Source organism: Aliikangiella maris (assembly GCF_040719265.1).
In the GTDB taxonomy this organism is placed as follows: Bacteria; Pseudomonadota; Gammaproteobacteria; order Enterobacterales; family Kangiellaceae; genus Aliikangiella; species Aliikangiella maris.
The window spans coordinates 1-13698 of record NZ_JBFDAH010000045.1 but is presented as its reverse complement, the minus strand read 5'-3'; the positions used below and the strand labels follow the sequence as shown (position 1 = coordinate 13698).

The 13698-nt window shown below is 38.3% G+C and carries 6 protein-coding genes; 4 read left to right on the top strand and 2 right to left on the bottom strand.

The window, feature by feature from the left end:
* Nucleotides 1-145 precede the first annotated feature (145 nt).
* The gene (locus ABVT42_RS21095) at nt 146-3154 is read left to right on the top strand and encodes a Tn3 family transposase (protein WP_353897922.1); all 3009 of its coding nucleotides are present in this window, start codon (nt 146-148) and stop codon (nt 3152-3154) included.
* Nucleotides 3135-3896 carry a hypothetical protein gene (locus tag ABVT42_RS21090; RefSeq protein WP_353897923.1) on the top strand — a complete coding sequence of 254 codons (762 nt, stop codon included), beginning with the start codon at nt 3135-3137 and terminating at the stop codon, nt 3894-3896. Before ABVT42_RS21095 ends, ABVT42_RS21090 begins: the two co-directional genes overlap by 20 nt.
* A gap of 135 nt (nt 3897-4031) precedes the next feature.
* Here the strand turns inward: ABVT42_RS21090 and ABVT42_RS21085 are convergent, their stop codons facing one another.
* Together ABVT42_RS21085 and ABVT42_RS21080 are read right to left on the bottom strand one after the other, a co-directional pair.
* On the bottom strand, nt 4032-5642 hold the full coding sequence (locus tag ABVT42_RS21085) for an AbgT family transporter (protein WP_353897924.1): 1611 nt from the start codon (nt 5640-5642) through the stop codon (nt 4032-4034).
* A gap of 270 nt (nt 5643-5912) precedes the next feature.
* Entirely contained in the window at nt 5913-9041 is a 3129-nt protein-coding gene (locus tag ABVT42_RS21080) for a ligand-binding sensor domain-containing protein (RefSeq protein ID WP_353897925.1), read from the bottom strand.
* Nucleotides 9042-9510: 469 nt separating this feature from the next.
* Here ABVT42_RS21080 and ABVT42_RS21075 point away from each other — a divergent pair, with 469 nt between their 5' ends.
* Nucleotides 9511-12330 carry a TonB-dependent receptor gene (locus ABVT42_RS21075; RefSeq protein WP_353897926.1) on the top strand — a complete coding sequence of 940 codons (2820 nt, stop codon included), beginning with the start codon at nt 9511-9513 and terminating at the stop codon, nt 12328-12330.
* A 259-nt stretch (nt 12331-12589) separates the two neighbouring features.
* The gene (htpX, locus tag ABVT42_RS21070) at nt 12590-13465 is read left to right on the top strand and encodes a protease HtpX (protein ID WP_353897927.1); all 876 of its coding nucleotides are present in this window, start codon (nt 12590-12592) and stop codon (nt 13463-13465) included.
* Nucleotides 13466-13698 lie beyond the last annotated feature (233 nt).

Sequence of the window (13698 nt, the reverse complement as noted above, 5' to 3'; positions counted from 1 at the left end):
GATTTTTTCATTTCGACCAAAAAGTTGAGAGTTATTCTAACATTTTTGGTCGAAAAAGGGGTTCTTGATTAGAGATTATTTGTTAAATATCAGAAGGTTAGGCTTTTTTTTCAGGGGCGACTAATTATAAGAAACAATTAAAACCGTGGCCAAGAAGCCGAAACCTATCGAATATAGCCAGCTTAATGAATTTGGCGATTTATATGAACCACCTCAGTTTACAGATAATGATAAAAATGATTTTTTTAGCCTGAATGAAGTTGAAAATGATGTTTTGCGCCAGTTCCGTGATGCCTACAAGAAAGTGCATTTTATCTTATTGCTTGGATACTTTAAGGCTAAACCGGTAACGCTTAATATCACTTGGAATATGGTAAGAATCGATATTCACTATATTTATAAACGTTACTTTCCGAAAGCACCGCTAACTAGGAAGAACCTAGATAAAGATTCTAAATCGAGCATTTACTCAAAAGTTTTCGAGTTAACAGGATTTCAGCGTTTCTCAGCAGAGCATGAGCGCAGTTTGATAAAACATGCTGCTTTGTCAGTTTCAGTTAGAGCAGAACAAAAGTACGTTTTTGATGAGAGCGTATCCTTTTTAAACCAGCAGTGGATAGCTCTGCCTGCGCTTTCAAGAATACAGCGTATTGTAAACAATGCATTAAATAACGAAGAAGAACGTCTGATAAGCTTGTTCAAGCAACAAATTACTGGCGAACTGAATTCGTATATAGAAGAGCTTCTAGCACCACAGCAAACTACCGATGAATTTCAAACTCTACGTTCTCAAGCTAAGGATTATACTTACGCGGAATTAAGCCGCGAATTGAATGATCAGAAAAAGTTATCGCCCTTGTTCGAACAGGTTTCCGAACTAATTGAGATGGCTAACATTTCAGATGGAAGTCTTAAGTATTATGGCGAACTATTTCTTAATTATAGAACTTCACAACTTAAACAATTTCAACAGGATAAAGCGACTATCTATATAGTCGCGTTTATCTGTAAGCGTTTTCGAAAAATTAATGACAACCTGACTACCGGCTTTTATAAATTTATAAAGAAATTTTTGCAATCAGCTAAGCTTTTTGGCAATGAGCAGGTGGTCAAAGAGGCCTCAAGACTTGGCAAGCAGGTAAAGAAAGTATCTGATGTACTTTATCTGTTAGCGGACAACAGATACGATTCCACGGTTCCTGTAGATTCGTTATTGAAGCAGGTCTACTCAATATTACCTCAAGCTGATCTGATTGCTGTGGCTAACTATATGGCAGATGTTGAGCTTGATCAAAAACAATTTATCTGGAAATACTATAAAGACAATGAAGCAACTATCAAGCAAAACTTAAGAAGATTGTTTTTGACCTTAGACTTTGAGGTTGATAAATCAAAAGTGGAATTGGCTCAGCAGGTCATCGTTGCTAAACAGGAAATTGAAAGATATGGTGAAATCAGAACTATTGATATCTCGCTGATCAGACCTTCCGATTTGCCTTATTTAAGATATGAACCCAATGATTCTACGAACGATGTTGACGCCTATTTATTTGAACTTTATCTATACCAGAGAATCTTCAACGCTATCGACAATGACATTTGCTATATCAATCACACGGATGAATACAGGCCACTTGATGATTATTTGATTGATAGTAACGACAAACAGCAACTTATTGATACATTGTCACTTCCTATCCTAAATGTCAGTTCAAAATCTTTGGTACTAGCCATGCAAGAGCAGTTAGAACATAAAATGAAGATAGCTGGCAAGAATATTTCATGCGGTGAGAACAAGTATGTTGTTTTTTCAGATAAGACTCAAAAGGTAAAATGGTCCTTATCTGTCAAAGGCCAATCGCCAAAAATCAATAATGGACTATTTGAGCAGTTCGAACAGATCAACATCATTGAGCTAATGCGGATTATTAATGCTGAAACTCAATTTTTTAACGAATTCACCCATTTTCAGCCCAAGTCAAAAAAGACCGTTGCTAACCTAGATGATATATTGGCTTGTATTCTAGGTAACCGGACAAATTTTGGACTAAACAAAATAGCAAGCATATCCGATCGCTCCTTTAATGCTCTGCGAACGACGCAGGCTAACTATTTAAGAGCTGAGACACTTAAAGCCGCCAACGATGCAATTTCTAATAAGACTTCCAAACTGTCTATTTTTGAGTATTACCAGGTGGACGAGAGCGGCATTCACGGCAGCATTGATGGACAGAAGTTTGAGTGCCGTTACACTTCATTGATGGCTAGATATTCTCCAAAATACTTTGGACAAGATAAGGGCGTATCAGCTATGACAATGGTTCTTAACCATGTTCCAGCGAATAGCAAGGTCATCAGTGCGGATGAACACGAGAGTTATCATATATTTGATTTAATCCATAATAACACTTCAGAAATAAAGCCTGACACCATCTCTACGGACACCACAGGGACGAACAAATATAACTTTTCAATACTTCATTTCTTTGGTTATCGTTTTGCCCCCAGATATAAGAAATTTAAAGACCAGTTTGACCGAATGTTCGATATACAGCTCAACGATAATAAGGAGCCGATTATTTCACTGAAAAAGGCGATTGACTGGGAGCTTATAAATAGAGAGTGGGATAATATTTGTCATCTAATGCTGTCACTTGGGGATCACAAGACAAGTCAGAGTATTTTGGTGAAAAAACTTAACAGATACAAATCAAATACAGCAACATTGAAAGCTTTGTCTGAATATGACCGTGCTGTAAAAGCTCAGTACATATTAGACTATACCGATAGCGAAACATTACGCCGACATGTTCAAACAATGCTAAATCGAGGTGAAGCCTTTCATTCTTTGCGCAGGGTCATTGCTGAAACGAACGGGAAAAAATTTAGAGGCTCACATCCAGCCGAATTAAATTTATGGAATGAGTGCGCTAGACTAATCGCAAATTGCGTCATTCATTACAATGCTCAGATTCTTTCGCGGATAAAAGACCTAAGTGAAAAGCAGAGCAAGCATAATAACCTTGAGGCGTTAAAAAGAATATCACCGGTAGCTTGGTATCATGTTAACTTTTCTGGCATCTATTCATTTGCAGAAACAGGCTCGAACCATAGCTTCGAGGATCTAGCTAAGAATGTTAGACTGGACTTATAAATACAACAACCTAAGTCCTACAGGCCAGAGGTTACTTAGAACACAGCGATTTAAGCGAAAAATATCGCGTTTATGCACAGAACCCAATATTGGCCGGATTATTTGGGGCGTAGTCATGCTGCTGACACTCGCTCTGGTGATTTTAGGAATTGGTGGGTTACTTGAATTGCCTTTTGCCAACAAACTTGAAAGCAAATTTGATATTTCACCTTGGTCTTTTTTATTGACCATTGGCCTGTTTAGTTTAATAGTCTGTGTGCTCTATCGCAAAAAAAACCATTGGATAAGTTGGCCAGCTTTCATCACAACACTGTGGATCATTTACAGCACCTGGGGATACAGCTTGTTAGGTGAAGTCAAAACACCACATAAAATTTATCAATCTATGCAGCAACATATCTCAGCCAACATCGAACTGGCATTAGTAAATTTCTCAGAACAATTTATTTTATTTTCACCTTACCCAATCACTCACTTTGGATATGCTACTGACAACCAACAACAGTTCCAAGCAGTTTATGCCTGGCAACATCAATCAACTAACCGACTTATTTTAACTGACTTTGCAACCTTATCAACCACCTTAAAAGGCATTTGCTTTGATCCGCAAAAAGTGATTCACCTGGGATTTGCTCATCGCAAAGACTGGGTTTTATTAACAAGCGCCAGTCGTCTTGCTGATTGTCCTAAGACACATGAACAGCTCATAAAATATCAATATTTTCCAATAAATCTAGAGTAAAAAAATGCCCGCCAAATTTCAGTCATTTGCGGGCATTTAATCAAAGTGGCGGAATAGCTTATGGTTAAACTTTTTTTCAAGTTGCAACATTTGACAGATTTATTTGACTGGTTTAGTTAACCTCTTAATTTCATCTTATCCGGCGGTGTAGTGAGTTGCAGCCCCTGGACCAACAGGCATACCTAATAGAAAAACCCACACATAAAACAGCAGCGTCCAGGCAACAAAAAATATCATGGAATAAGGTAACATCATTGCGATGAGTGTTCCCATACCCAGATTTTTTTGGTATCTAGTGGCAATTGCCAAAATCAAACCAAAATAGCTCATCATGGGTGTAATAATGTTCGATACCGAATCGCCGATACGATAAGCCGCCTGAATCACTTCAGGGGCATATCCAATTAACATCAACATAGGAACAAAAATGGGGGCGGTAACTGCCCATTGAGCCGAAGCACTCCCAAGACTCAAGTTGATAATGGCACACATGATGATAAATAAAACAAAAACTTCAGGACCATCGAGTCCTAAAAACTGTAACAAAGCAGCACCTTTAACCGCTAACACCGTACCTAAATTAGTCCATTTAAAAAATGCAACAAATTGCGCAGCGAAAAATACCAGAGTGATATACAAACCCAGACTACCAATACTTTTTGCCATGGCATCAATTACATCACGGTCATTTTTCATCGTACCGGCAAATTTTCCGTAAACAAAGCCGGTTAATGCAAAAGAAAGGAAAATAAATACAACAATACCTTTTAAAAATGGTGAGCCGGCAACTTTGCCCGTTTCAGGGTTGAGCAACATCCCAAAACCTGGCAAATCGACACCTGGAACAATAGTCATCGCCAAGACAGCAACAATTAACAAAAATGCGAGTCCGGCAAATTTTAACGCGCGCATTTCTTGCGCTGTCGGACTATCCATCGATTGTTCGCCTAAATCGATTGATGCTTCATCTTTATTATACTCTCCCAAACGAGGCTCAACGATTTTCTCAGTAACCAATGCACCTGTTGCAGCAATCAAAAAAGTACTGATAAACATAAAGTACCAATTAACTTCTGGGCCGACGACATAATTTGGATCGAGCAAATGTGCCGCAGATTCAGTAATACCAGATAAAAGTGGATCGACGGTACCCAACAATAAGTTCGCACTGTACCCTCCCGAAACTCCGGCAAATGCAGCCGCCAGTCCAGCCAGTGGATGACGGCCAAGCGAATGAAAAATCATAGCTGCCAATGGAATCAAAACAACATAACCTAATTCGCTTGCCGTATTTGAAACAATGCCCGCAAATACCACGGTAACAGTAACCATTCTACGCGAAGCATTCATAACCAGGGCTCGCATTGCGGCTGATAACATACCTGAATGCTCAGCAACCGCCACACCTAGCATGGCAACCAACACCGTACCAAGTGGGGCAAAACCAGTGAAGTTGGTCACTAGCCCTGTCACAATACGTTGAACTCCTTCGGCGTTCATCAATGAAATGACGGTAATTAATCCATCAGCCGCTCGCCCGGCACTACCCTCTGGACGAGGATCGGCAACACTCACGCCAAAGTAACCTAATATGCCACTCAAAATAATTATAAATAACGCAAACAATGCAAATAGCGTTACCGGATGTGGCAATAAGTTACCTAACCACTCTACTGTGGCTAAAAATCGATTAAACCAACCTTGTTTTGCGGTTTGCGTCAGTGAGTTAGATTGATGTGCGGACAAAACAGCGCCTCATTTAAAATTAAAATTGCAAAACAGTGTATATAAAAAGTGCAAGCTACTCAAAATTTTTTTGGCACGATTACAATAACATGATTTAATCCTTAAACATCAGTCCCTTGCAATAGCAACAAAACAGACAAAAATTTTAAATCAATACGGGTAACATATGAAATTTTCTAATGTAGGTGCGAGAGTTTTATTAATAAATTCGAAGAAATGGTATTCCGCATAAAATAGGCAAACATTTGGCCGCAAAAATGCTAGGGTCAATTATATTTGCAGTGGAATAATAATCAAAAACTCAGCACCAGAACCTTTAGCAACATTGATCTTTAATTGTCCTTTGAGTTTTTGAGTTACCGTACTATAGGCAATACTCATACCTAATCCCAATCCACTATTAGGGCTTATTTTTTTATTAAACGGTGTAAATAAAAACTCCGTATCAATATCTTTTAGACCTCGACCATAATCTCGATAGGTGAAATGTAGTTTTTTATTCAAGATTTTAAATGACAAATCAATGCTGACTTCTTGATCGGCTTGATAACCATGTGCAATGGAGTTATCTGCTAAAATAAGAATAACCTGCTTTATTGCATTTGGATAGCTGGTTAACTTAATGGACTCATCGAGAAAGATTCGCCAATTAAATTGACGTTTTTCATAGTGACTCTTAATTTCGGTGGTTAATTGTTCGACTAGATTTTTTAAATAAAACTCACTAGGCGAATCATTTTTTTCATCAATTTTAATTTGTTTGAATAGCTCGATAATATGAGCGCTTCTATCAAACGCATTGGTCATTAAAGTTAGTGCATTACTCGAGGACTTTAATAATTCGAGTAATTTTATTTTACTAACCCGAGCTGAATTCAAATGACTGGTAAGTTCTGAAAGTAATTCTTTTTGGTATGAGGCCGAGGTAATGCCTGTTCCAATTGGTGTATTTAAATGGTGTGCAATAGAATTAACCAGAGTACTTAAATGTTCTATTTTTTTATGCTCGACCTCATACTGCCTTTGTGTAACAACTTTAATGCGCCATTTAGTTAACCAGTAAATTATGCTGATCAGTAACATGACGAAAATCAATTTAAAATAATAGGTTTCATAAAATTCAGAAGCGATAGAAAATCGAAACCTTGCTGGTTCTTTCGACCATTTATCATGATGATAGCGAGAGTTTACTTCAAAAGTATAATCGCCAGCATTGAGATTGGTATAAAAAACTTCGCGCCGCCCCTCGGCCATGATCCAATCATTTTGATAACCAATCAGTCGATATTTAAATTCTATTTTCTCTGGATTGTAATAACTGATAGCAGTGTATTTTAATTTGATATCTCTGTTTTTTTTATCAATATTAAATACCTGATTAGACTTGGAAAAGTGCTCTGTCGCAACCAATTGCTCGCCAACACTAATTGACTCGACGATATTCTTAGGGATTGGCGGTTTTTGCATAAATTTTTCAGGAAATATTTCGACTAACCCCTCCATACAAGGATAGATAAAGCTACCGCGCGTAGTTTGCGAGCCAGCAGGAGAACCACCATTACATTCCAGTGTTGCTAAACCATCATATTTACTAAGGGTTAAACTATTTATTTGTGGTATTTTTTCATTCGCATAATCTTCTAATTGCTGCCGTTTAATTCGACTGATACCCTTATCACTACTAAACCACAGATTTTCTTCACTGTCTTCTTGAATTGACCACATATAATTATCAAATAAGCCATCTTCAGTGGTAAATTTAACCAGCCGATTATTTTTCAACCATGATAATCCTTCACCACTTAGACTCCCCAACCACAAGCCACCATCTTTATCTAAATGAATACTTTTAATTTGTTCTTTAATCAGTAGTGGTTGATTAAAGTAACGCCATAAACCACCTTCTTCGTAATAGGTTCGCGAATGAGTTCCAAACCAAACTCGTCCATCAATAGTGCTTTTTATCCATAAAATACTGGTTTTTGATAAATCAAAATTAACCTTTTCGCGAGTGATCTGGTGATTTTGATAACTGTATAGCCCTTTGTTGGTTCCTATCAATATTCGACCATCTGACATTTCAAATAATGCCGATATCCAAAAATCCTCGGTGCCATCAATACGTACTGGTTGCTTTGTTGTCGCGTGAGAATTTAATTGCTGATTATTATTCATTTCAGCATTCGATGTATATTTTTTAAAAGCATGATTTTTAAGTAGCCTGAGTCCCTCTCGAGTACCAATCCATAAATTTCCTTTTGAATCACTCATTAAACTTGAAATATATCTTGCCGGTCCATTTTCATGTTCAAGATATATAGAAATTTCAGGTTTACCGGTACTTTTTTTTGTATGGGGAATTCCAATTAATCCGCGTTTGGTACTGCCAATCCAGTATTGATCATGATGTTCAATAACCGTATTTGCCGAAACTCGATTATTAGATAAATTATAAATTCTCACTTTGGCCGCACTAAAACGATGCAAACCTTCCGAATATAATCCCAGCCAAAAGTTACCTTGTTTGTCAATAAACATGCCTTTCACTCTGGCACCCAATTCATTGGGATACCCTAAATCTTCGTGCACCAGAGATTGATTAAAGTATCGGCTAACGCCATTAGAGTGAGCAATCCAAATTGCACCGTCATCGGTTTGTTTAATGCCATTCATTGCCAAACCATTTAATGAGTCAAACTCTTTAGCAGGAAAAATGCCTTGAGTTGTTAATCGATAAACACCATTATGCCGACTGAGCAATAGCACATTGTCATTTGAAATAATGAGTAAACCAATAAGTGCATCAGCAGGCAGACCATCAGTTTTATCCCAAACAGAAATTTTTCCATTATGATGATGGTAAACAATACCATCGTAAGTCACAAACCAGTATTCGTTCTCTGAAATAACTTTAATTTCTGCAATACCACCGTTTTTAAACTCCAGCACTGTTTCAAACTTGTCATTATTAAAACGACCTATTCCCTCTTGGTTACCATACCATATTTGTCCTTGAGGACTGACAGTCATTGAACTGATTGTATTAGAAAGCAAACCATTTTCTACTTTATAGGTGAAAAATTTATCATCTTTTATTCGAGCAATACCCAAATTAGACGAAGTAAACCAAATGGACTGATCTGGCGTTACCTGGATGGCTTTGATAAAGCCGCGAAAAATATTATCAACCGGTAAAGCGGGCGGATAAGAAAAATCTTTACCATCAAATCGAATTACCCCATTGTAGGTCGCCATCCATAGGTAGCCATCATCATCCTGCACCATTGCAAATATTGGGGGGAGTGGATTATTACCAAACTGCTTCCATTGTAAATGCACATAATCTTTAAACGGAAGCGAAGCATCAAGATTCGTCGCATGTAATTTTGATACAATCAAGCTCTTTAAAAAGATGAATGAGATTACAATAAAAACAATTATTTTTAAAATATTTTTCATTAAGTCAATAAATAACGGCTTTGCCGAACATTCATATTACTACAGACTGAAGTTATAAGAGTATAGGCATTAGAGATGAAATAAATACTTATTCACCTATTCTTGAGAGTAGATTAAATAAAAAAATATACCTCACTTTAGTTTTAATAGAAAAACGTTATTAAAGCAAAAAAGTAATGATAGATTATTCTCTCAATGAAATTGACGCATCATCTTCTTTGCTCTATACCTAAATAACATTTAATTTGATTAATGCGATATTTTTATTGAGATAAAAGCATTATAAAAATGATTTCCTATTAAAAACTTTGTCTTTGAAAAACAGTTGTTAAAACCCCGTTATTTAAAACCTATTTTAAAAAACTCTATTTTTGAGTTTTTTTCTAGTAAGAACATAATGAGAAATTTAATGATATTCGCTAAATATCTAACCATTTCAAACACCCACCGTTTAAAAAGGACTCCTTCACTATTATGTAGGGGGATAGCAAGTTTAATCATTGTTACCTCTTCATTTGCCTATGCAACTGAGAACTTACCAGTTAAAAACTCGCTCCCCGAGCAACAAGAACTAGATCAGTCAATAACACAATCGCTCCCACAATCGACAGCAAGATCAATAACGCAGTCAACAATGCATTCGACCATTCACAACGCAACATCAGCAAGCCACTCAAATACGCCGGTGGTTGCAATAGAAAACACCGATGACAATATTTTGCAGGTTTACGGTATTCACTCATCAGTGAAGCGCTCACTCCTCATAAAAAAAGATTCACTTGATATTGTCGATGCAGTTTCGATGGATGACATCGGAAAATTTCCAGACGGGAATGTTGCCGAAGCACTACAACGTATTTCGGGTGTTGCTATTTCGCGAGAACGTGGTGAAGGCCGGTTTGTCTCAATTAGAGGATTAGGCCCACAATTTGCCAATGTTACGGTTAATGGACGCAGTGCGATTGGCAGTGAAGCCAATCGCGCCTTTGCTTTTGATATTATATCTGCCGACAATATTACTGCGCTTGAAGTATTTAAAACACCGTCAGCCGATATGATTGAAGGTGGTATTGGCGGCACCATTAATATCAGAACCACGCGGCCGCTCGATACCAAAGCCCGTGCAATAACGGCGCTAGATTTTGCCTATTCAGACTTAACTCAACAATGGGATCCTGGCTTATCAGGTTTTTACTCTACCAATAATCACAATAATTTTGGTTGGCTAATTTCCATTGCAAAATCCGATAAATCCCTTCGCCAGGATATTTATCAGGGCACTGGGTACACCCTGCGCAATCTGGATATTGGCGGCGATGGCAGCATAGATTATCAACAAGTTGCCGTTCCCAGAGGCGCCTGGTTTACACTGGCAGATGAATCCCGCGATAACCTGAATCTGAATTCGGTATTGCAATGGCGTCCTGATTCAAAAAGCGAACTTAATGCCGATGTTCTTTACTCAAAACTTGACACTTTTATCAGAGAAGACTTGATTGCATCACTCATACAATTTGCTCCCGTTGCCGATGGCGCTCAAATATTTGATGCCGCAGAAATAAATAGTGACAATACCGCAACTTATTTAAGCGGCACCTGGGAAACCCGACCACTTCGCAGAATTTCCGATCGCACCTCCAAGCTTTATGTGGTGGGCATAAATGGTGCGCGAGAGTATGATCGCTGGCAATTATCCTTTGATGCCACTCACAGCTACAATGATTGGCTAAACGATGCGGGTCAAGCACTCTTGAGATCACGTGAAACGACAACGTTTGATAGTCGATCTAACGCCTGGGTCCCCGATTTACAGTTTTCGGCTGATATCAATAGTCCGCAAACAACATTTAGAAACTTCTATTTGTTTAAAACAAAAAATCGTAATAAAGAATCTTCATTTAGATTTGATACCGTTTATTGGCTAAATGAAAATCTACAAGAAACCGCAGGTTTTAATCAAATTAAAATAGGGATTCGTTATGCCGATCGCAAATTTAAAAGTGACTCGCCTGACCTCCCGTATTTTCCCGATGGATACGCAGGTTTACCAATTGGAGATTTTGCTGCACCTTTTCCGGTTGATGATTTTTTAAATCATATATCAGGTAATTTTCCGCGAACATTTATTTTACCCGACTATCATGATCTCTATGCTGCCACCAATGCTGGCGAACAAACTTTACGCCCCAATTTACCTTCTCAATATCAGATACAGGAAAAAACCAGTGCTTTTTATATGAATACTCACTTTATGGGAAAACTCTCTAAACAGGTCAGTTTTAGCGGCGACCTGGGCGTGAGAGTAATACGCACCGAACAGCAATCAGACGGCCATGGCGTTGATACCATTCAGTTAAATCCAGACAACGGTTTACTCGAAGCTGGTGAAGTCACTACATTATCGGTCAATCAAAATTATACCGATACACTGCCTAGCAGTAATCTTCGTTTTATGTTGAATGAAAACACCATTTTGCGTTTAGCGGCATCTAAAGTCTTAACACGCCCTGGTTTTTCAGACCTATCACCACGCTTATCCATTTCAGGATTTAGCATGACGGGCAATGCAGGTAACCCAAATTTAAAACCTTTTACTGCAAATCAGTTTGATATCGCTTATGAGTGGTACTTTGCTGAAGAAGGCGCATTAACCCTTGGCGCATTTTACAAAGATATTGGCAGCTTTGTTGCCCAGGTGGCACAAACTGAAAACTTTGAAGGATTTGAATTTGAAATTACTCGCCCCAGAAATGCCGAAGGCGCCAAAGTCAAGGGGCTGGAATTATCTTACCAACAGATTTATCATTTTCTACCACAACCTTATAGTGGATTGGGCAGCAGTTTTAATTATACCTATACCGAAAGTGATGCAAAATTTACTAACGATATCACTCAGCAAACATTCTCCTTGGAAGGCCTGTCTAAAAATAACTACAATATTGCTTTGTTTTATGAGTATCAAAATTTAAGCACCCGCCTTGCGTATAACTATCGGGGTGAGTTTTTAAATCGTTCGATAGGTTCAGCCAGCAATTCGGAAATTATTCGCCCTTATGCCCAACTCGATGCCAGTATTTCTTATCAACTCAATAAACGCCTATCCATATCACTTGAAGCCAACAACATAAATAATGAAGAAAACATTATTTACTCAGATCAAGCCGATCGAACTCGACAATTTGCTATTTCTGGTCGTAAATATTCATTAGGCTTAAGAATGGACTTTTAAATACACTACCCAATAACAAGTCTTTATTTTAAAAAGAATCGCTCTTGCTTATTTTTGACAACTTGGCCGATTATTCTTATAACTTCTAGCGCCTTATCTTTAAGTAACAGTCTTTTTATACATTCGGCACACGCTGTCATTGATTTTAAAATTTTCTGTTACATATTATAAACTCACAGTCGCTTGAATTTGACAGACAGAAACAACATATTACAGTCGGTTTTAACATTTTATTCATCCATTTTAATCAGTGAGAGCCATGAAAAGAGTCCTGTTATTTATCGCAACCAATATTGCCATTGTTGTTGTTTTAAGTATCGTTTTAAGCATCCTCGGCCCAGCGTTGGGTTTACACCCTGACAGCTATGCCAGCCTGCTATTATTTGCCGCAGTATTCGGTTTTGGTGGTGCATTTATTTCATTAATGCTATCTAAAACCATTGCCAAATATTCCGTTGGCGCACAAATTATTCAGCAACCATCCAACAGTACTGAACGCTGGTTACTCGACACCGTTGCTCGTCAGTCGAAACAAGCGGGCATAAAAATGCCGGAAGTGGCTATTTACGACTCTCCCGAAATGAACGCCTTTGCAACGGGGCCTAGTCGTAATAATTCCCTGGTCGCGGTTAGTACCGGACTGTTACAACATATGGATCAATATGAAGTCGAGGCAGTATTAGCCCATGAAGTCTCGCATGTGGCAAACGGAGACATGGTAACCTTGACGCTAATTCAAGGTGTGGTGAATACCTTCGTTATATTTTTGGCTCGTGCCATTGCCGGCGTTATTAATAGTGCCTTGAGAGGCAATAATAACCAAGGCGAAGGACTGGGTGGATTTGCCTATTATGGCATCGTCATTGTACTGGAAATCGTCTTTGGCATACTTGCCAGCATTATTGTGATGTGGTTTTCTCGCCAGCGAGAATACCGGGCTGATGCGGGCGCGGCAAAGCTACAAAATGCCCATGCAATGATTGCAGCGCTCAATCGACTGAAAAGCAATCATGAAAGCCAGCTTGAAGGGACCATGACAGCCTTTGGCATCGCCGGTAAAAAATCGCGTGCCGAATGGTTTATGAGTCACCCTCCGATTGATAAGCGAATCGCAGCATTACGCCAATATTGCTAATTTTAAACGGGCTTGGTAGTCAAGCCTTTGTTTTGTCAGCTTACCGCTGACATCATGAGTCAATCAATCTCTCCAGCGAACTCTCCAGAGAAAAGTTGGGGAGGTTTTTATCGCAATGATATTTTCACCCATAATTCCCAAGCTTTTCTGAATTTTCCACGTGCCCAATATCGCCATTTGGTATCGAATAAGAACAACAAATTATTAAAACCATTACGTTAATCAGCTATTTT